We start from the raw sequence: 18,319 nt of genomic DNA on the forward strand, positions 1-18,319 counted from the left end.
TCCCGGTTACCGCCGCAGCTCGAACGTCGTCGTCCCGATCGTGATCGGCGTCCGCTCCGCGACGGTCACGGGGGCGGTCACCTTCTGACCGTCGACGAACGTGCCGTTCGTGGACTCGAGGTCGGACAGGACCCAGCCCTCGGCGCGGAGGTCGAGGCGGGCGTGGTTGGTCGAGGTGTAGTCGTCGCGGATGACGACGTTCGACTCGCTGGAGCGTCCGATCGTGATCGGGCCGCCCCCGAGGGGCATCTCCAGGCCCTCGCGCGACCCCTCGGTGATGACGAGCCGGGTCGGGACACCGGTGGCCGCGGTGGGCTGCTGCCCGCCGCTCGGTCGGCCGATGAGCTCGGTGGAGGCGCCTGCCGCCGCGGGTGCCACCGCGGCGTTCGCGGGCACGGCGGGGGTCGTCGGACCGGACGCGCCGGCCTTCGGGTCGGTCGGGATGGTGCGGACGCGCTGGCCGAACAGGTCGCTCCGCAGGGCGAAGACGATCACGAACACGAACAGCCACAGCACCGCGAGGAAGGCGAAGCGCAGGACGAGCAGGGTCAGTCCCGTGGTCATCGAGCACCTCCGTCGCTCTCGGGGATCACCCGGAACACCATACGGGTACGACCGATCTCGATGGTGGAGTCGGGCTCGACGATGGCCTGCTGGAAGCGCTCGCCGTTCAACTTCGAGCCGTTCGTGGAGCCGAGGTCGTTCGCCTGGGCATGCTTGCCGTCCCAGATCAGCTCGACGTGCTTGCGGCTCGTGCCGGTGTCGGCGACGGTGATGTCGGCGTCCGTGCCCCGACCGATCACGGTGCGCCCACGGTGCAGCCGGTGTCGCTGCGAGCCGATGTCGAGCACGGCCACCCAGGCGACGTCGCGCTGGACGGTGGACGAGTCGATCTCCAGGATCCCGGTGGACAGCGTGCCGTCCTGCTGCAGGGTGATCGAGACCGGACCCGAGAACGAGTAGTTCTGCGCGACCGCGTGCTGCTGGACCATCTGGGACAGCTCGTCGATGAGCGGTCGGCCGATGTCGCTCATGCGTGAGTGGTCCGGCGGGGCGAGCCGCACCGTGAACTCGTTCGGCACGAGGATCCGCTCGCGGGAGACGACGGCGGCCTTGGTGTCGAGCTCCCGCCGCAGGGCGCTGGAGATCTCGACGGGCTGCACGCCGGAGCGGAAGGTCTTCGCGAACGCGCCGTTGACGGCGCGCTCCAACCCTCGCTCGAAGCTGTCCAAGAGGCCCATGTGTCTCCGTGTTCGTCGGTCAGGGACCACTGCATGGTAGTGGGTGGCGCTCCTGCCCGTCTGTGCGTGGTCACGGAGCCCCTTCGATGCGTGCTAGTGTTGCCGGGCTGGCGCGAGTGGCGGAATTGGTAGACGCGCACGGTTCAGGTCCGTGTGCTGGAAACGGCGTGGGGGTTCAAGTCCCCCCTCGCGCACCAGGAGAGAGAGAAGGCCTCCGGAGGAATCCGGGGGCCTTCTCGCGTTCCGGCCGCCGTCGTGCGCCGGCCCCGTGGGCCCGGCCCCGTCGCGCCGGCCGGGAGGCACGGATCACCGCCGCCACGAGCCTCCCGTCCGTCCCGGAGCGGCTCGACGCGTCAGGGGACCAGGTCGGTGAGCTGACCGACGACGACGGCCGCCGCCAGCACCACGAAGGGTCCGAGGGCGACCACGGTGACCCAGCGGTGCTCGACCAGCAGCGCGACGAACTCGCGGAGGAACGCGCTCGGCACGTAGTAGCGCGCGGTCCGTGCGCCGACGACCTGGGCGTCGACGCCGAGACGTCGGGCGAGCGACGCCGTCCGGAGCACGTGGTAGTCGCTCGTCACCAGGAGCAGGGGCCCCGGCCGGCCCGCTCCCCGCAGGAGCACGGCGGACCGCTCGATGTTCTCCCGCGTGGTGGTCGATCGGTCCTCCAGCAGCAGTGCCTCCGCCGGCACGCCCTGGGTGCGGAGGTACTCGCCCATCGCATCCGCCTCGGACCGGGCCTCGTCCCCGCCCTGTCCGCCGGAGGGGACGAGCAACGGGCGGTTGCCGCGCGCGGTCTCGGTCCGCCAGACCCGGAGCGCTCGGTCGAGCCGGCCGCGCAGCAGCGGTGTCACGGTGCCGTCCGGTCGGAGCCCGGCACCGTGCACGACCACCGCCGTCGGCACGACTCCGTGCCGCATCCGCCCGTAGACGACGGAGTAGACGGCGAAGGAAACGAACGCCGCGCTGGCGTACGCGGACACGAGGGCGACGAGCGCGGCTACGGTCACCCCGACGGTGCCGAACCAGACGACGACCAGGACGGCGAGGACCGGCAGCGCGAAGACCAGCACCCCGGCGATCAGCGAGAGCTGGTTGCCGAGGCTCCTGCCCTCCTTGCGGAGCATCGTGACACCGTTCGCGACGAGGGCGACACCGAACACCACGACGCTGACCGGCAGGGCGAGCATCAGCAGCGCGAGCAGGGCGAGTGCCACGGGGGAGCGGTCCGCTGCGACGGAGAGCGCACCGAGGACGCCGAACACGACCGCCGCGGTCAGGAAGACGCCGTTGCGGAGCAGACGCGGGTCGCGACGGCGTGACACGGCGAAGGAGACGGCGAAGACAGCGGCGACGGCGACGAGGAACACGGTCGGAGCGTACCGGTGGGTCTCGCGGGGGCGAGCACCACCGTCCGCCGGGCCCCGCGCAGGGGCGAGCATCCTGCACTCTCTAGGATCGAGCGCATGACGAGCACGATGCCGGGCTTCGGCTCCGCCCGGATCACCCAGATCGGCTTGCGCGACCGCGTGTACGACCGAACGTCATCTGGCTGACCGGCCCGCGTTCGCAGGGTCGCGGGTGCTCTACGGCGGCAGTGCCGGGCCCGGCCTGCTCGCCCGCGGGGCGGGACGCATCGGCGGACTGTTCCTCGGGCGCTTCGCGCACGACCCGGCGGCGGTCGGTGCGGTGCTCGACGAGGCGGCGGCACTGACCGTGTGACCGGGACCGCTCGTCAGACCTCCCGCGCGCCCGCCAGTCCGTGGTCGTGCGCGTAGACCACGAGCTGCACCCGGTCGCGGAGTGCGAGCTTGCCGAGGATGCTCGAGATCTGCGTCTTCACCGTCGACTCGGTGACGAACTCCTTCGCCGCGATCTCGGCGTTCGACAGGCCGCGAGACGCCCACCCGAAGACGATGCGCTCCCGGTCCGTCAGGGTCTGGAAGGCCTCCGGCTGCGGGGCCGGTGCCCGCTGCACGTCGGCGCCGAACAGCTGCGACAGGTCGTTCGGCGCGATCACCGAGCTGCCCTCGTGCACGGCCCGCACGGCGGCGAACAGGAACGGCGGCGTGGTGTCCTTGAGCAGGAACCCGCTCGCGCCGAGCCGGATCGCGGTGGCCGCGGCGGGGTCGAGGCCGAACGTCGTGAGCACCACGACGCGGGGGAGCGGCCCCGGGAACGCGCCGGAGAACAGCTGCCGCACGGTCTCGACGCCGTCCGTCCCCGCCATGCGCATGTCGAGCAGCACGACGTCCGGACGGAGTTCGCGGATTCGGTCCAGGGCTTCGGCGCCGTCGGACGCCTCGCCGACGACCTCCATGTCGGGCTGGGCGTCGAGCACGACGCGCAACCCCGCACGGAACAGGGCTTGGTCGTCGGTCAGCAGGATGCGGATCGGGTCGGTCACCGGGTCGTCCCCCCTCGGACGTCGAACGGGATGCGGGCGCGCGCGGAGAACACGGCGTCCAGCACGGCGGCGTCGAACGAGCCGCCGATGGTGGTCAGTCGGGTCTGCATGCCGGTGAGGCCACGGCCGGAACCCCGGGTCGACGCAACGGTCGGGTGCTCGCCCGTGGCGACGGCGAGTTCCTCGAGGCCGAGTTCGCCGCCCACGGGGAGCGCACTCGTCGGGACGCCGTTCTCGACCTCGAGGACGAGGTCCGCCGACCGCCAGGTCTCGCGGACCTCGACGGCACCGCCGGGCACCCCGTGGCGCAGCGCGTTCGTGAGCATCTCCTGCAGGACCCGTCGAGCGGCCGTGCCGTGCACCGCACCGAGCGGCCGCGCGGTCCCACGGACGGCGTGCTCGACGTCGACCCCCGCCTCGCGGATGCCGCGGACGATCTCCTCGAACGACGTCGGGTCGGTCGCGGCGTCGGAGCCGTCGATGTGCCCGAGCACCTGGCGGACCTCGACGAGGGAGCTGCGCGCGGTGCTCGCGATGGTGGCGCTGACCTCGCGGATGCGTGCCTCGTCGTCGAGGAACGGCACCGAGTCGGCCTGGGCGATGATCACGGCGAGCGAGTGGCCGACGACGTCGTGCACGTCGCGGGCGATGTCGGCGCGGATGCGTTCGGCCTCGGCCTCGTCCACCGCACGCGTGGCGACGGCCTCGGCCCGGTTGGCCACGGCCTCGGCGCGACTGGCGGCTGCCTCGGCGTCGGCACGGCGCCGGGCCTCGGCGTTCTGCGACCGGACGGCACGACCGGCGAGACCCGCCGCCCACACCGAGAGCAGCACGAGGGCCGGTGCCGCAAGGACGAGGGCGACCTGGTCGCTCGGACCGTTCAGCAGCAGTGCGTAGCGGTAACCGGTGGTGGAGAGGTACATGGATGCACTCGCTCCGGCCACCACGGCGAGCAGTCCGGCGAGGACGGCCTCGGTCCGGGTCCCGACGACGGCGACCGTCCCGATCACCACGGCGATGGCGAGGTCGACGAGCGACGGACGCTCGCCACCGGTGACCTGCACGGCGCCGAGCGCGACCGTCACGACCATGGCACCGCTCGGCGTGAGCCGGCGCAGGGCGATCGCGACGCAGGCGGTGACGACCGCGAAGGGGCTGGCGTGCTCGAGTTCGAGGTCGATCGGCGCGCTGAAGACCAGCGCGGCGATCCCCGCCCAGACGGCGTCGACGACGATCGACCGGGTCCGCAGCGGCCGGAGGAACGTGCGCCGGTCCGTCACGGCTCGATCTTCGCACGGCCCCGTCGACCGGTGGCGGGTGGTGGCCCTGCCCGCCTGCGCTGCCGGCGCCGCACCGCTGGTCGGAGGTCGTCCGTCACGGGACGGGCGACATCGCGACGAGTGCCGCGGCGGTGACCGCGACGATCGCGGCGCAGGTGGCGAGGGTGGCGATCACGTGCTTGGTCGAACTCTCCATGCCACCGAGCCTGGCGCGCGGGTCGGTACCGGGGCATCGGGCGGAGGGACGAAGGGGGTCGTCCTGCAGGACGAAGCGACGGCGGGCCGGATCGATCGTCCGCTGCCCGGGCACCCGGGTGTGCGATCGACACCGACACCGTCCGCGTGCACCCCGCCTGCGCGATCCGGACACGGCGACCGCGCGATCCGTCCACACCGGACGGGCACCCAGAGCCGGAGGCCGACCGTGGGCTCCGACGACCGGGCCGCCCGCGTGCGGCCCGACCGAACCGCGAGGACAGGGAGTCACATGACCGACCAGCAGCAGCCCCCGGGCAGCGACCAGGACCTGACGCCGACGGCGGACCACGGCGAGCAGTCGTACCGCGGCTCCGGCAAGCTCACCGGCAAGCGCGCCGTCATCACCGGCGGCGACAGCGGCATCGGCAAGGCGGTCGCGATCGCGTTCGCTCGCGAGGGTGCCGACGTCCTGATCAGCTACCTCCCCGAGGAGGAGGACGACGCGCAGGACACCAAGCGGTGGATCGAGGAGGCCGGTCGGAAGGCCGTGCTCCTGCCCGGCGACGTGAGCGACCCGGCGACCTGCCGCTCGATCATCGCCACCGCGGTCGAGGAGCTCGGCGGTCTGGACGTCCTCGTGAACAACGCCGCGTACCAGATGACGCACGAGACCATCGAGGAGATCAGCGACGAGGAGTGGGACCACACCCTCGCGACGAACCTCAGCGCCTACTTCCACCTGGTCAAGGCTGCGTTGCCGCACCTCGGCCCGGGGTCGTCGATCATCGGCTCGAGCTCGGTGAACTCCGACAACCCGAAGCCGAACCTCGCCCCGTACGACGTCACGAAGGCCGGCGTCGCGAACCTGTCGGCCGCGCTCGCGCAGCTGCTCGGGGAGCGCGGCATCCGCGTGAACAGTGTCGCGCCCGGACCGATCTGGACGCCGCTCATCCCGTCGACCATGCCGCCGGAGGAGGTCGAGCAGTTCGGCAAGCAGTCGCCCCTCGGCCGCCCGGGGCAGCCGGCAGAGCTGGCACCCGTCTACGTGCTGCTCGCCAGCGACGACGGCAGCTACGTGTCCGGCGCCCGCGTCGCCGTGACCGGCGGCACGCCGATCCTCTGAACCCCCCAGCGACCACCACCACCAACCAGACAGGAGAACGAGTTGTACTTCCACAAGCAAGAGCTCCAGTTCAAGGCGACCCCGGACAAGCCCGACGCGATCTACGCCCGGAAGCTGCAGGAGGTGCTCGGCGGTCAGTACGGTGAGATCTCCGTCGCCCTGCAGTACCAGTTCCAGGCGTGGAACATGCACATCCCGGGCAAGTACCGGGACATGGTGTTCGGCATCGGCGCCGAGGAGATGGGCCACGTGGAGATGCTCGCGACGATGATCGCGCAGCTGCTCGAGAAGAGCCCGCTCGGGATCACCGAGGACGCGCTGCAGGACGACCCGACGGTCGCCGCGATCGTCGGCGGCACGGACGTGCAGCACGCCATCGTCGCCGGCGCCGGCGCGCGTCCGGTCGACAGCAACGGCAACCCCTGGCAGGGCTCGTACATCACCGCGTCCGGCAACCTGCTGGCCGACTTCACCGCCAACGAGAACGCCGAGATGCAGGGCCGCGTCCAGGCCGCCCGGCTTTACCACATGACCGACGACCACGGCGTGCGGGACCTGCTCTCGTTCCTCATCGCCCGCGACACCATGCACCAGAACATGTGGGCGACCGCCGCGGCCGAGCTCCGCGAGAAGGGTGTCGAGGGGTTCCCCGTGCCCAGCAACTTCCCGCAGTCGAAGGAGAACCAGGAGGTCAACTACCAGTACCTCAACTTCTCCGACGGCAAGGCGGCGGCCGACGGCCCGTGGGCGAGCGGTCCGTCGTTCGACGGCAAGGGCGAGTACTCGTACCACGACGGCCCCACCACCTCGGTGCCGATGCCGCCGCCCACACACCCGGACGTCCGTCTCTACGGCACGACCGAGATCCCCAACGTGGTCGAGAAGACCGCGGGGCTCGTGCAGGACACGTTCAACAAGGAGTGACGGTCCCGCCGGTCGGTCCCCTGAAGTGACCGCAGACGGACGGGAGGCCCGGTGCCAGCTGGCACCGGGCCTCCCGTCCGTCACGTGGTCACGCCGTCACGTCTCCGCACCGACCGTCGCCAGCGCGGCCGTGTCGTCGTCACGCGGTGCGCGCGTCGGCTCGAAGATGCCGGAGTAGAGGCGCACCGCGCTCCAGAGCGCGATGCACGCGACGGTCCCGGCCACGGCCGCGACCCAGGGCACGATCGCCACGTCGGTCCACGCCCGCGGAGCGACGACCCAGGTGAGGAAGCTGCCCACCGTGCTGCCACCGGCACCGAGCAGGGCGGCCGTCCGGCGATCGAGGCTCGTGACCACGAGGCCCGCGGTCACGACCACCACGGCGAGGAGCGCGTTGAGGACTGTCGTCACCGGCGCCCTCCGGACTACTCGGCGGAACCGCTGCCGACCGCGAGCTGCTGCGCCCCGCCACCGGTGGTGACGTCGATCTTGCGCGGCTTCGCGGACTCCTTGACCGGGATCGTGACGCTCAGCACGCCGTTGTCGTAGGCGGCGCTGATGCGCGCGGTGTCGAGGTGGTCACCGAGCGTCAGCTGTCGGACGAACGTGCCCGGCTGGCGCTCGCGCGTGAGCCACTGCGATCCCTCGGGGGCGCCGAGCGTGCGCTCCGCGCGGATGGTGAGCACCGAGCCGTCGACGTCGACGTCCACCGAGCCGGGGTCGATGCCCGGCAGGTCGACGTCGAGGACGTAGTGGTCACCGGTGCGGTAGAGATCCATCGGCATGGAGCGGGGAGCACCGGCGCCGGCACCGAGCAGGGAGCCGGCGAGTCGGTCGAGCTCGCGGAACGGGTCGAACTGCATCGTCATCGAGATCAACTCCTTCGTGGTCCTCGTTGAGTCCCCTCGACTCAACTGCCGTCCGTTCTAGCACTCTCCCCTCAGGAGTGCCAAGAAGCCGCTCGGAGACCGCTGGGAGTGCGCCCGTGCTGTCAGACGTCGCGGTGCGCGATCTCGCGGTGGAGGCGCTCGAGAGCGGGGAGCGCGGCGGCGAGGGCGTCCCGGTCCTCGCTCGACAGGCGTCCGAGTGCCTCGACGAGCACGGTCGTGGAGGCCTCGTCGTAGGCGGTGAGGCGTTCCTCGGCGAGGGGGGTGAGCCGGAGCTCCGTCCGTCGTCCGTCGCCGGGCGCGAGCCGGCGCTCGACGAGGCCCGCGAACTCCATCGCCGAGACGAGGTTGCTCACGGTCGACCGGGCGAGGCCCAGGCGCCGCGCCAGGGCCGAGGGAGTGGTGGTGCTGTCGGACAGGGCGCGCATCACCTCGACCTGGGCGTCCGGGACGTCGGGGAGGTCGGCGACGGCCCGGGAGGTCCGGAGGAGCGCTCGGCGGAAGGGGCCGATGCGGTCGCTGAGCCTGCGGGCCACCTGTGTCGTGGCGTCCGAGCCGTCCGTCCCCTGCACACACGGCAACCTAGCAGCGGTGGATGTTTGCAACAAAACCAATTCGGGAGCAAACTCGACTGCATGACCATCCAGACCTCCGTCGAGCACCCCGAGCCGCCCCAGGACCTGTCCGGCATCGTCGGCCACCGCTTCGTGTACACGTACGCCAACGGCTGGCAGTACGAGATGTACGTGAAGAACGCCACGACGATCGACTACCGCATCCACACCGGACACGTCGGTGGTCGCTGGGTCAAGGACCAGACCGTCGACCTCGTGGCGCTCGCCGCCGGCGTCTACAAGGTCTCCTGGAACGAGCCGACCGGCACGAGCGTCGTCGTCAACGTGCTCCCCGAGCAGCGCGTCCTGCACGGCACGATCTTCTTCCCGCGCTGGATCGAGCTCGACGGGTCGAAGACCGTGCTCTTCCAGAACGACCACCTGGACGAGATGCAGCGGTACCGCGACGAGGGCCCCACGTACCCGATCTACGTCGTACCGGAGTTCGCGCACATCACGCTGTTCGAGCACGTGGGCGAGGACGACGAGACCGTGGTCGACACCGCTCCCGGCGACCTGCCGGCCGGCTGGGCGGACCGGACGAACTGATGGCCGCCGCGCCACTGCGGGGCGTCGACCCCCGTACCACCCCGACCACGCTCGACCACGGCGGCCGCACGATCCGCGGCTGGCAGTGGGAGCCGGAGGACGGCGCCGCCGCCGACGCACCGGCCGTGCTGCTCGTCCACGGCTTCAGCGACAGCGCGCTCGGCGGGCACCAACTGTTCGTGCAGACCGCACGGCACCTGGTCGCCCGCGGCGCGGTCGTCCGCAGCCACGACCGGCTGGGCCAGGGCGTCAGTGACGGGGAGTTCGCCGACATCACGATCCGCGACGAGGTCGAGCAGGTCGTCGCCATGGTGCGGGCCGCGGACCGCGGGCAGGGCGTGCACGTCGTCGCGCACAGCCTCGGCGCGGTGGAGTCGGCGCTCGCCGCGGCGCGGGTGCCGTCGCTCGTCAGGACGCTCACGCTCTGGTCGCCCGCCGGTGTCGTCGTGGACGACATCACGAAGCACGACGAGATCCAGGGGCAGCCGCTCGCCCCGGTGCGGGAGCGCGGCTGGTTCGACTTCGGCGGGATGCCACTGGGCAGCGCCTTCATCGCCGACGTGCAGGACGACCTCGACGTGTACGGGCCGGTGTCGGGCTACCGTGGGCCGGCCGACGTGGTGCACGGCAGCGAGGACGCGATCGTGCCGGTGTCGTACGGGCGCCGCTACGCCGAACTCCTGCCGGGCGCGCGACTCACGGTCGTCGACGGTGCGGACCACGGCTGGTCGTCGGTCCCGTTCCGTGAGCGGCTCCTGGCGCTGCTCGACGAGCGCCTCGGCCTGTCCTGACGGTCGCCCCTTCCGCAACACGCAACGTGGGCGGCAGCACGCAGCGTCCTACCGCTGCGAGCAACCGCCCACGTTGCGTTCCGCGATCCGACCCGAGTCGGAGGGGTCGAGGCGTCAGCTGACCTGACCGGAACGGGCCCCCGACCAGAGGTCGACGTCGAGGACGCCGACCGAGTGCTCGTCGATGCGACGCAGCTCGTCCTCCGTGAAGGACAGGTTGCCGAGCGCCGCGACGTTCTGCTCGAGCTGCTCGACCCGCGACGCACCGATGACGAGCGAGGTCACCCGCTCGTCGCGCAGCGCCCAGGCGAGTGCGAGCTGCGCGAGGCTCTGGCCGCGCTCGGACGCGATGTCGTCCAACGCCCGGAGGTGCTCGACGACCTCGTCCGTCAGGGACCCGGCGTCGAGGGACTTGCCGGCCGCGGCCCGCGAGTCCTCCGGGACCCCGTCGAGGTAGCGCCCGGTGAGCAGGCCCTGCGCGAGCGCGGTGAACCCGATCACGCCGAAGCCCAGGTCGCCGGCGGCGTCGAGCAGGCCCTCGTCCTCGATCCAGCGGTTGAGCATCGAGTACGAGGGCTGGTGGATGAGGAGCGGCGTGCCCAGGTCGCGCAGGATCTCCACGGCCTGGCGGGAGCGCTCGGCGTCGTAGGAGGAGATCCCGACGTAGAGCGCCTTGCCCTGCTGCACGGCGGTGTGGAGCGCGCCCATCGTCTCCTCGAGGGGCGTCGAGGCGTCGAGGCGGTGCGAGTAGAAGACGTCGACGTAGTCGAGCCCCATCCGCTCGAGCGACTGGTCGAGCGAGGCGAGGACGTACTTCCGCGACCCTCCGCCCTGGCCGTACGGCCCGGGCCACATGTCCCAGCCGGCCTTCGTCGAGATCACCATCTCGTCGCGGTAGGGGCGGAAGTCCTCGCGCATGAGGCGGCCGAAGTTGACCTCCGCGGCGCCGTACGGCGGGCCGTAGTTGTTGGCGAGGTCGTGGTGGGTGATGCCGAGGTCGAACGCCCGGCGGCTGATCGCCCGCTGCGTCTCGAACGGCTTGTCGTCGCCGAAGTTGTGCCAGTAGCCCAGGGAGAGCAGTGGCAGGTCGAGACCGGAGCGGCCGGTCCGGCGGTAGGGCATGGAGTCGTAGCGGTCGTCCGCGGCGGTGTAGGCCATGGGTCCCATCCTGGCCCGTCCCCGCGGCCCGCACTCCCGGCCGGCCGCGCGAACCGTACAGAAGACTGAAGGTTCGTTGCGCTGATTGTTCGCGTTGTGAAACAGTTCCTGCTGTCCGACCAGGACGGCAACGAAGCAGGAAGGCGGGATCACTCATGCACAGCACGTACTCCGGGATGCCGCGCTCGTCACGGGTCTCCGCGACCCACACGCGCGTCGGACTCACCGACCCGGCCGTCATCGACGCCTACGTGGCACGCCGCGTCCAGGACCCCTCGCTCCTGTCGACGCGCAGCGAACCGTCGTACGCTGACTTCTTCACGGCGCCCACCGCGTAGCCGCCCGCTCCGACCGGACCCGCCCGACAGAGAGACCCCACCAGCAGATGCCACTGACCGTCGTCCGCCGTGAGCACGTGCACCTCTACGCCCGGGAGCCGCGGTCGAAGGCCGCGAAGGTCGCCGTCGACGCCCTGCTCCGCCTGCAGCACGCCGAGGAGCAGCAGCTCGAGCAGGCACGCGCCGAGAGCGGCCTGACGAAGAACGAGTTCCTCACCGTCCGCTACATGCTGCAGGCGCACCGGGACGGCCGGGCGATGGGCCCGAAGGACCTCGCCGTCATGCTCAACGTCTCGAACGCCTCGGTGACGAAGATCGTCGACGGCCTCGTCACCAAGGGCGACATCGTGCGGGTGCCGCACCCGACCGACCGCCGGGCGCAGGTGCTCGAGCCCACGGTGCAGGCCGCCGAGAAGATCGACTCGTCCTACGCGCGCTTCCACGAGGCCGTGGTGGGCGTGATGGACCACCTGTCGAGCGAGGAGAACGAGATCCTCGCGCGGTGCCTGTCGCAGATCACCGACGCGCTCGCCGAGGGCACGCCGACCCCGGTCGACGAGTACACGGTCGACCCCGAGGGCGCGGCCGAGCCGAACGACGCCTGACCGGCCCGCGCCCCGGGGTGGCGCGAAAACCTTCCAGCGGTAAGTTGGGGGGATGACGCACGAGGTCGACGACGACGCGACCCCGCCCCGGCGCGGCGGGTACCGCAAGGGAGCCGAACGCCGTGCGCAGATCCTCGACGAGATGATCCGCATGGTCGCCGCGCAGGGCGTCGACGCGTCGTCGCTCCGTTCCGTCGCGGACGCCCTCGGCATCACGCACGCCGCCCTCCGGCACTACTTCCCGAGCCGCGACGAGCTGCTCCTCGCCGTCTACCGGGAGCACGAGGTCCGCGAGCAGGACGCCCCCGACCGGATGCGCTCGGCGATCGGCGACATGCGGGAGAGCGCCTCGCGGAACCGCGGCGTCCCCGGGCTCGTGCAGCTCTACACGACCCTCGCCGCCGACGCCGTGCAGGAGGGTCACCCCGCCACGCGCGACTTCATGCGCGAGCGGTTCACCCGCCTGCGGGCCGACCTGGCCGAGCTCATCGCCGCCGACCAGGCCGCCGGGCGGATCCGCGCCGACCTCGACCCCGTCGACCTCGCCAGCCTCGGCATCGCCGCGTCCGACGGGCTGCAGGTGCAGTGGCTGCTCGACCCGGAGGCGGTCGACAGCGAGCGGGTGCTCCGGCTGCTCGAGTCGATCATCCCCGCTGCGGCCGACTGAACCCGCCTCGGGCGTCGCCCGCGACACCGGTCCGACACCACCGACGGACGGGAGGCGCGTGTCGGCCCCGCGACGCGCCTCCCGTCCGGATGCTCTACGCGCCGTCCGCGATGTTCGCGGTCACGGCGTCGATGTACGCAGCGCGCTCCTCGCGGCTGTGCGGACGACCGGGGACGCCGGGCCGTTCCTCCCACGGACGCGGGCCGGACTCCTGCCGGTACTCGACGCCGAGTGCGTCGAGCCGCTCGAGGTGCCGCTCGAGCCGCTGGCGGAACTCCTCGACGTCCCGGGGGCGAGCGACGTCCGCGGACCACAGGGCCTCGGAGAGCGCGACGACGCGCGGGAACAGCTGGTAGTCGAGCCGCCGGACGGTGTCGACGTGCTCGGTCCACATGTTCGCCTGACCGCCGATGACGTGCGCCCGCTCCTCCTCGGTGAGCTCCGCCGGCACCGGGTCGAACGCGTACACGTCGTCGACGGTGAGCACGATCGACACCGGGATCGGCTCGTTCGGCAGGTCGCTCTGCCGGTAGTCGAGGTAGACCTGGTCGTCCGGGGTCGAGATGACGTCGTGCCCGCGTCGGGCGGCGGTGATCGCGCCCTGCAGCCCGCGCCACGAGACGACGGTCGCCGACGGGGACAGCGTCCCGCCCTCGAGGATCTCGTCCCACCCGAACGCCCGACGCCCGTGCGACCCGAGGTGTGCCGCGAGCTGCCCGACGATCCAGGCCTGCAGCTGCTCCTCGTCGGCGAGGCCGAGCTCCCGGATGCGCTCCTGCGTCCGGGGGTCGTCCTCCCACTGGTCCTTCGGGCACTCGTCACCGCCGATCCCGATGTAGTCCGAGGGGAAGAGCGTCACGACCTCGTCGAGGACGTCGCGGAAGAACTGCACGGTGCGCTCCTCGGCGTTCATGACGTCGTGCGCGATGCCCCACTCGGTCCACACGTCGAGCTGCCGCTCCGGGTGCACGCCGAGCTCCGGGTACGCGGCCAGCGCGGCGCGGACGTGCCCCGGCGTCTCGATCTCCGGCACGACGGTGACGAACCGGTCGGCGGCGTAGGCGACGATCTCGCGGATGTCGTCCTGCGTGTAGGACCCACCGTGCGGTCGGCCGTCCTTCCCCGCCACCCGGAGCGTGCCGTCGGCGTCCGGCACGTGTGCACCGACCTGGGACTCGGTGCGCCAGGATCCGACCTCGGTGAGCCGCGGGTACCGCTTGATCTCGATGCGCCACCCCTGGTCCTCGGTGAGGTGGAAGTGCAGGCGGTTGATCCGGTGCACGGCGAGCTGGTCGACCAGGCGGAGGACCTCGGCCGTCGTGCGGAAGTGCCGGGCAACGTCGAGCATGACCCCACGCCAGGCGAAGGCCGGTGCGTCCTCGACGACCGTGACCGGGAGGGTCCACCCGTCGGTGCGGACCTGCCCGCGTCGGTACACGTCCGCGGGCAGCAGCTGCAGGAGCGCCTGGACGCCGTAGAAGACACCGGCGGGCCCACCACCGGTCACCGTGACGCCGTCCGTGGTGACCTCGAGCCGGAAGGCCTCGCTGCGGTCGCCGCCGGGGCCGGCCGGCAGATCGGCGGGGTCGGCGGCGATCCGCAGCGCGATCAGGGGGACGTCGGTCGCACCACCGGCGCCGAACAGGGGGAGTCGGGTGGAGGCGCGCAGCACCTGCTGCAGGTACTGGGCGACGGGTTCCGCTGCCGGGTCCGCGGTGACACGTGTCCGCTCGTCGAGCGTGAACGAGCCGACACCGTCGACGCGGGATCGAGGCTGGGGGATGAGCATGGGCGAGCTGCCTTCCGGTGGTGGGTCAGAGACGGAACGGGTTGGTGCCGCGGGCTGCGAGCAGGTACCAGGCGGTCGCGCCGAGGTGGAGTGTCTGGTTGTAGGTGTCGCCGAAGCCGGTGACGAGCCCGTCGCTCGAGGCGGACACGATCCCGCGACCGTCACCGTTCCGTGCGCGTGCCTGGGCGTCCTCGATGCTCGTCACCAGCGCGGTGTACCGGGCCGGGTCGCCGGTCGCGCCACGGGCACGGACGGCCAGGGCGAGGTGCGCCGTGCCCTCGAACCACACCTTCGAGACGTCGGCGGTGCTGTAGGCGGAGCCGCTGTACCCGCCGTCCGACGCCGCGAGGGTGGTGATCACCCAGGTGACCGCGGGGGAGTACTGCGAGTCGAGCGTGGCGAGGTACGCCCAGTTCTGCACGTCACCCGGCACCGGCGACCGGTTGGTGGTCACGCCGTCCGCTCCGGTGCCCGTCCAGAGGCGTCCCGTCGCGCCGTCCCGCATCGCCGCGACGAACGAGAACGCCGACCGTGCTCGGGAGGACCACACCGGGTCGCCGGACATGCTCGCCAGCATCGTGAAGAAGGCGCCGACGTCGATGTTGTGCTCGGTGGCCTTGTAGGTGATCGCGGCGTCGCCGCCGTCGCGTCCGCCCGTGTAGCCCACCGGCGACCGCTGCCCGTCCCACGCGACCGACTGGATCCACTGCGCGAGCCGGAGCGCGCCCTGCAGGAACCGCGGCTGCTGCGTCGCGCGGTACAGGCGGAGCAACGCCATGCCCACCCACGCCTGGTTGCCGGTGTTGGCGGCGGGCGACCCGATGTACGGGCCGTCCGCGGTCCGGAAGGGATCCGGCTGGTACGACGCACGGGTGCGTCCGTCGCGGTACGGATCGTTGGCCTGCGCCCAGAGGAGCGAGTCCGCGAGCACGGTCGCGTACCCCAGGCTCGTCGCGTCGCCCGCTGACACCCAGGCCATGATCACGATCGCGTCGTCGTAGGCGAAGCTCGACACGAACCCGGACGCCCCTTCGGCACCGCCCGTGTAGCTCTGCGGGACCCGGAGCGTCGAGCCGGAGCCGTACTGGTCCATCCGGGCGGCGAGGAACGCCGACGCGGCGGCGATCGACGTGGCCGAGGGCGCTGCCGCTGCCGCCGCCGTCGCTGCTGCCGCCGGTCGGGCGGTCCCGAGCGAGCCGGACACCGCCAGTGCCACGGCAGCACCGGCGGTCCCGAACAGGAGGCCCCGCCGGCTCACCGGACCCGTGCCCGGCGGAACGGCTGCGTGCGGGTGACGGCGAGCAGGAACCAGGCCGTCGCGCGGTCGCGGTCCGGCTGGGTCGGAGGGACGGTACGGCTCGGTCATGGTGTGCTCACTCCCGCCGCGGTGGTGCGGCGATCGGTGGAACAGGACTCTGGAAGGTGCAGGGGCGACCGGACGACCGCGGTCAGGCGGCGGTCACGGCCGACTCGGGTGCGAGGAACGCGGCACCGAGTGCGGCGAGCGGCTGGTCGGTGGGCGCGAGGAGCACGCGAGCCGACAGGTCGAGCGACGCGACGAAGGGTGAGGTGCGGGCGGCGTCGTCGAAGTGCGCACGCAGCGGCGCGAGCAGGCGCTCGCCGAGGCTGGCGAGGCCACCGCCGATCAGCACGGACTCGACGTCGGCGGTGACCACGAGGATGCGCACCGCGGAGGCGACGCCGGCGACGAAGCGGTCCCGGACCGCGACGGCCGTCGGGTCGCCCGCGTCGGCGCTGTCGAACAGGTGCGTCGCCGTGCTCCCGGCGTGGCCTGGCCATGCGACCGCGAGCGCCGAACCGGAGGCGACGGTCTCCAGGCAGCCGTACTGGCCGCAGACGCAGCGCGGGCCGTCGACCAGGACCGGGATGTGCCCGACCTCGCCGGCGTTCCCGCGTGCTCCGCGCCAGAGCCGGCGGTCGTTGACGAGCCCGGCGGCGAGCCCGGTACCGATGTTCAGGTAGGCCTGCGGTCCGTCGAGGCCCATCGCCTGTGCGGCTCCGAGCGCCGCGACGTTGACGTCGTTCTCGACCTGCACGACCAGCCCGGTCGCCGCGGCGACGAGGGGGCCGAGCGCGACCTCGGACAGACCGAGGTTGACCGCGTGCCGGACCCAGCCGGTCTCGTGGTCGATCAGGCCGGGGATGCCGATGCCGACGGCGCTGGCGGACTGCGCGGTGTGGTCGGTCAGGGAGCGGATGACACGGAGGGTCGTGGCGACGACCACCTCGGGTCCGAACCCCGTCGCGACGCGCACCCGGTCGAGCACCGTGCCGGACGGCGAGACCGCGACGGCGTCGATCTTCGTCCCGCCGATGTCCAGGCCGATCCTCATGGTGCTCCCGTCGTCGGGGTGCCCGGCCTCGGCGTCGAGGACGCGGCGTCGAAGCTGCGCATGCGGGTTAGTAAACACGTCTTACTCCACGCTGGCAAGCGTCCTTCTGGGCCGTGTTTCCCCGGTATGACGCGGTTGTTACGGGTCTGAAGAGAGGGTTGACAGCGGATTGGGAAGGGCTCTTTACTAAGGCAACCGCTCGACGAGGGAGAACTGATGACGAACGAGACGGACGCTCCGGTGGCGTTCGGCGCGCAGCTCCGACGCCAGCGGAGCAAAGCGCTGCCACAGCACAGCCGGGCGCACAACCGCTCGCTCATCCTGCAGACGCTCTTCACCGACGGGGCCATGAGCCGCGCCGACCTGTCGCGGCAGTCCGGCCTCACCCGCCCCACGGTGTCGGGCCTCGTCGCCGAGCTCGAGGCCGACGCGCTCGTCACAGAGCTCGGCCCGCGCGAGGACCTGCGGGTCGGCAAGCCGGCGACCCTCATCAACCTCAACGTGGACGCGTTCCACATCGTCGTCGTCGACCTGTCGCTCCCCGACCACTTCGTCGGCGCCGTCACGAACCTGCGCGGCGACGTCGTGAACAGCGCCAAGATCGAGGTCGACGGTGCGACCGGCGACCAGGCCCTCAACCGCATCATCCGCCTGGTCGAGCGGCTGGCCGCGATGACCCCGCGCCGCCTGCTCGGCATCGCGGTCGGCTGCCCGGGCGTCATCGACGAGACCGGCACCGTCCTCGACTCGGTCGCCCTGGGTGGTGGTCTGCCCCTGCAGCGGCAGCTCGCCGACCACTTCCGACTGCCCGTGCACGTGCTCAACGACGCCAACGTCGCGGCGCTCGGCGTGCACGCGTTCGAGGTCGAACCGGCGAGCGACCTGCTCGTCGTCGCGCTCGAGCACGGTGTCGGCACGGGCATGGTGCTCGGCGGCCGGCTGGTGCTCGGCGAGCGGTACGCGGCCGGCGAGATCGGGCACCTGACCATCGACGAGGACGGCGACCCCTGCCCGTGCGGGCGGCGGGGCTGCCTCGAACTGCTGATCGGTGCGGACCACCTGGCGCACCGGGTCGCCACCGCACCCGAAGGCGAGCGGGAGCGCGTGCTCCGCTCCGCGGGCCGCACGCTCGGCGGCGTGCTCGCGCCGATCATCAGCGCCGTGAACATCACCGAGATCGTCGTGACGGGGCCGGCCGACCTGGTCGAGGGCCCCTTCGTCGACGCGGTGCACGCCACCGTCTCGGCCCGCACGCTCGCGAGCGTCGGCGACGACCTCGCCGTGACGGCCACATCGACCAACAGCGACCTGATCCTCCGGGGTGCAGCAGCCTTCCTGCTCGCCGCGGAGCTCGGCGTGAGCTGAAGCACCACAGCACCGACCACCACAGC

21 protein-coding genes and 1 tRNA gene are annotated in these 18,319 nt (G+C 72.0%); 10 read left to right on the plus strand and 12 right to left on the minus strand.

Going from position 1 to position 18,319, the window contains the following annotated elements; genetic code table 11:
* Positions 1-6: 6 nt before the first annotated feature.
* Complete coding sequence (locus tag DEJ22_RS00105) at positions 7-564, minus strand: FHA domain-containing protein FhaB/FipA (protein WP_111228120.1); 558 nt, start codon at positions 562-564, stop codon at positions 7-9.
* Complete coding sequence (locus tag DEJ22_RS00110) at positions 561-1,241, minus strand: FHA domain-containing protein (RefSeq protein WP_111228119.1); 681 nt, start codon at positions 1,239-1,241, stop codon at positions 561-563. The genes DEJ22_RS00105 and DEJ22_RS00110 overlap by 4 nt, the downstream gene beginning before the upstream one ends.
* A 110-nt stretch (positions 1,242-1,351) precedes the next feature.
* On the opposite strand from DEJ22_RS00110, the gene DEJ22_RS00115 reads away from it, so the two are divergent.
* Positions 1,352-1,438: transfer RNA gene (locus DEJ22_RS00115), tRNA-Leu, on the plus strand.
* A gap of 156 nt (positions 1,439-1,594) precedes the next feature.
* Here DEJ22_RS00115 and DEJ22_RS00120 read toward each other — a convergent pair.
* The gene (locus DEJ22_RS00120; RefSeq protein WP_146241804.1) at positions 1,595-2,614 is read right to left on the minus strand and encodes a YdcF family protein; all 1,020 of its coding nucleotides are present in this window, start codon (positions 2,612-2,614) and stop codon (positions 1,595-1,597) included.
* A gap of 211 nt (positions 2,615-2,825) precedes the next feature.
* On the opposite strand from DEJ22_RS00120, the gene DEJ22_RS00125 reads away from it, so the two are divergent.
* On the plus strand, positions 2,826-2,966 hold the full coding sequence (locus DEJ22_RS00125) for a hypothetical protein (protein ID WP_502862043.1): 141 nt from the start codon (positions 2,826-2,828) through the stop codon (positions 2,964-2,966).
* Between the two features lie 13 nt (positions 2,967-2,979).
* Here DEJ22_RS00125 and DEJ22_RS00130 read toward each other — a convergent pair whose 3' ends face one another.
* Together DEJ22_RS00130 and DEJ22_RS00135 are read right to left on the minus strand one after the other, a co-directional pair.
* Positions 2,980-3,651, minus strand: a complete 672-nt coding sequence (locus tag DEJ22_RS00130) for a response regulator (protein ID WP_111228117.1) — start codon at positions 3,649-3,651, stop codon at positions 2,980-2,982.
* On the minus strand, positions 3,648-4,931 hold the full coding sequence (locus tag DEJ22_RS00135) for a sensor histidine kinase (RefSeq protein ID WP_111228116.1): 1,284 nt from the start codon (positions 4,929-4,931) through the stop codon (positions 3,648-3,650). Before DEJ22_RS00135 ends, DEJ22_RS00130 begins: the two co-directional genes overlap by 4 nt.
* Positions 4,932-5,418: 487 nt before the next feature.
* Between DEJ22_RS00135 and DEJ22_RS00140 the strand changes: the two genes are divergently transcribed.
* A complete protein-coding gene (locus tag DEJ22_RS00140; protein ID WP_111228115.1) occupies positions 5,419-6,252 on the plus strand; it encodes an SDR family oxidoreductase in 834 nt (277 codons plus the stop codon).
* Between the two features lie 42 nt (positions 6,253-6,294).
* Entirely contained in the window at positions 6,295-7,176 is an 882-nt protein-coding gene (locus DEJ22_RS00145; RefSeq protein WP_111228114.1) for a manganese catalase, read from the plus strand.
* A 96-nt stretch (positions 7,177-7,272) separates the two neighbouring features.
* Here the strand turns inward: DEJ22_RS00145 and DEJ22_RS00150 are convergent, their stop codons facing one another.
* The 3 genes from DEJ22_RS00150 to DEJ22_RS00160 all read right to left on the minus strand — a co-directional run bounded on the left by DEJ22_RS00150 (position 7,273) and on the right by DEJ22_RS00160 (position 8,635).
* Positions 7,273-7,587 carry a hypothetical protein gene (locus DEJ22_RS00150; protein WP_111228113.1) on the minus strand — a complete coding sequence of 105 codons (315 nt, stop codon included), beginning with the start codon at positions 7,585-7,587 and terminating at the stop codon, positions 7,273-7,275.
* A 14-nt stretch (positions 7,588-7,601) separates the two neighbouring features.
* On the minus strand, positions 7,602-8,045 hold the full coding sequence (locus DEJ22_RS00155) for an Hsp20/alpha crystallin family protein (RefSeq protein WP_111228184.1): 444 nt from the start codon (positions 8,043-8,045) through the stop codon (positions 7,602-7,604).
* Positions 8,046-8,167: 122 nt separating this feature from the next.
* A complete protein-coding gene (locus tag DEJ22_RS00160; protein WP_111228112.1) occupies positions 8,168-8,635 on the minus strand; it encodes a MarR family winged helix-turn-helix transcriptional regulator in 468 nt (155 codons plus the stop codon).
* A 63-nt stretch (positions 8,636-8,698) separates the two neighbouring features.
* On the opposite strand from DEJ22_RS00160, the gene DEJ22_RS00165 reads away from it, so the two are divergent.
* Positions 8,699-9,226: a phenolic acid decarboxylase gene (locus DEJ22_RS00165; protein ID WP_111228111.1), complete on the plus strand. Its 528-nt coding sequence runs from the start codon at positions 8,699-8,701 to the stop codon at positions 9,224-9,226.
* Positions 9,226-10,017: an alpha/beta hydrolase gene (locus DEJ22_RS00170; RefSeq protein WP_111228110.1), complete on the plus strand. Its 792-nt coding sequence runs from the start codon at positions 9,226-9,228 to the stop codon at positions 10,015-10,017. The genes DEJ22_RS00165 and DEJ22_RS00170 overlap by 1 nt, the downstream gene beginning before the upstream one ends.
* Positions 10,018-10,131: 114 nt before the next feature.
* Here the strand turns inward: DEJ22_RS00170 and mgrA are convergent, their stop codons facing one another.
* Positions 10,132-11,175, minus strand: a complete 1,044-nt coding sequence (gene mgrA / locus DEJ22_RS00175; RefSeq protein ID WP_111228109.1) for an L-glyceraldehyde 3-phosphate reductase — start codon at positions 11,173-11,175, stop codon at positions 10,132-10,134.
* 155 nt (positions 11,176-11,330) lie between these two features.
* On the opposite strand from mgrA, the gene DEJ22_RS00180 reads away from it, so the two are divergent.
* From DEJ22_RS00180 to DEJ22_RS00190, 3 genes are read left to right on the plus strand one after another with little or no spacing between them, the layout of a single operon-like run.
* Positions 11,331-11,513 (plus strand): hypothetical protein, encoded by a 183-nt coding sequence (locus DEJ22_RS00180; protein ID WP_111228108.1) that lies wholly within the window; start codon positions 11,331-11,333, stop codon positions 11,511-11,513.
* 47 nt (positions 11,514-11,560) lie between these two features.
* The gene (locus DEJ22_RS00185) at positions 11,561-12,118 is read left to right on the plus strand and encodes a MarR family winged helix-turn-helix transcriptional regulator (protein WP_111228107.1); all 558 of its coding nucleotides are present in this window, start codon (positions 11,561-11,563) and stop codon (positions 12,116-12,118) included.
* Between the two features lie 52 nt (positions 12,119-12,170).
* Positions 12,171-12,785, plus strand: coding sequence for a TetR/AcrR family transcriptional regulator (locus tag DEJ22_RS00190; RefSeq protein ID WP_111228106.1), 615 nt, complete (start codon positions 12,171-12,173; stop codon positions 12,783-12,785).
* A gap of 94 nt (positions 12,786-12,879) precedes the next feature.
* Here the strand turns inward: DEJ22_RS00190 and DEJ22_RS00195 are convergent, their stop codons facing one another.
* From DEJ22_RS00195 to DEJ22_RS00205, 3 genes are all read right to left on the minus strand, one after another.
* Positions 12,880-14,574: a beta-N-acetylhexosaminidase gene (locus tag DEJ22_RS00195; RefSeq protein WP_111228105.1), complete on the minus strand. Its 1,695-nt coding sequence runs from the start codon at positions 14,572-14,574 to the stop codon at positions 12,880-12,882.
* 25 nt (positions 14,575-14,599) lie between these two features.
* On the minus strand, positions 14,600-15,832 hold the full coding sequence (locus tag DEJ22_RS00200) for a hypothetical protein (protein WP_111228104.1): 1,233 nt from the start codon (positions 15,830-15,832) through the stop codon (positions 14,600-14,602).
* A gap of 190 nt (positions 15,833-16,022) precedes the next feature.
* Complete coding sequence (locus DEJ22_RS00205) at positions 16,023-16,928, minus strand: ROK family protein (protein ID WP_111228103.1); 906 nt, start codon at positions 16,926-16,928, stop codon at positions 16,023-16,025.
* A gap of 216 nt (positions 16,929-17,144) precedes the next feature.
* Between DEJ22_RS00205 and DEJ22_RS00210 the strand changes: the two genes are divergently transcribed.
* Positions 17,145-18,293, plus strand: a complete 1,149-nt coding sequence (locus DEJ22_RS00210) for an ROK family transcriptional regulator (protein ID WP_111228102.1) — start codon at positions 17,145-17,147, stop codon at positions 18,291-18,293.
* Positions 18,294-18,319 lie beyond the last annotated feature (26 nt).

It is taken from the genome of Curtobacterium sp. MCSS17_007 (genome assembly GCF_003234175.2).
GTDB lineage: Bacteria > Actinomycetota > Actinomycetes > Actinomycetales > Microbacteriaceae > Curtobacterium.

Excerpts from the sequence above, each read along its gene's own strand:
- DEJ22_RS00105 (WP_111228120.1), bottom strand. The coding sequence starts at position 564 with ATGACCACGGGACTGACCCTGCTCGTCCTGCGCTTCGCCTTCCTCGCG.
- DEJ22_RS00110 (WP_111228119.1), bottom strand. The coding sequence starts at position 1,241 with ATGGGCCTCTTGGACAGCTTCGAGCGAGGGTTGGAGCGCGCCGTCAAC.
- DEJ22_RS00140 (WP_111228115.1), top strand. The coding sequence starts at position 5,419 with ATGACCGACCAGCAGCAGCCCCCGGGCAGCGACCAGGACCTGACGCCG.
- DEJ22_RS00155 (WP_111228184.1), bottom strand. The coding sequence starts at position 8,045 with ATGACGATGCAGTTCGACCCGTTCCGCGAGCTCGACCGACTCGCCGGC.
- DEJ22_RS00165 (WP_111228111.1), top strand. The coding sequence starts at position 8,699 with ATGACCATCCAGACCTCCGTCGAGCACCCCGAGCCGCCCCAGGACCTG.
- DEJ22_RS00170 (WP_111228110.1), top strand. The coding sequence starts at position 9,226 with ATGGCCGCCGCGCCACTGCGGGGCGTCGACCCCCGTACCACCCCGACC.
- mgrA (WP_111228109.1), bottom strand. The coding sequence starts at position 11,175 with ATGGCCTACACCGCCGCGGACGACCGCTACGACTCCATGCCCTACCGC.
- DEJ22_RS00180 (WP_111228108.1), top strand. The coding sequence starts at position 11,331 with ATGCACAGCACGTACTCCGGGATGCCGCGCTCGTCACGGGTCTCCGCG.
- DEJ22_RS00185 (WP_111228107.1), top strand. The coding sequence starts at position 11,561 with ATGCCACTGACCGTCGTCCGCCGTGAGCACGTGCACCTCTACGCCCGG.
- DEJ22_RS00190 (WP_111228106.1), top strand. The coding sequence starts at position 12,171 with ATGACGCACGAGGTCGACGACGACGCGACCCCGCCCCGGCGCGGCGGG.
- DEJ22_RS00195 (WP_111228105.1), bottom strand. The coding sequence starts at position 14,574 with ATGCTCATCCCCCAGCCTCGATCCCGCGTCGACGGTGTCGGCTCGTTC.
- DEJ22_RS00205 (WP_111228103.1), bottom strand. The coding sequence starts at position 16,928 with ATGAGGATCGGCCTGGACATCGGCGGGACGAAGATCGACGCCGTCGCG.
- DEJ22_RS00210 (WP_111228102.1), top strand. The coding sequence starts at position 17,145 with ATGACGAACGAGACGGACGCTCCGGTGGCGTTCGGCGCGCAGCTCCGA.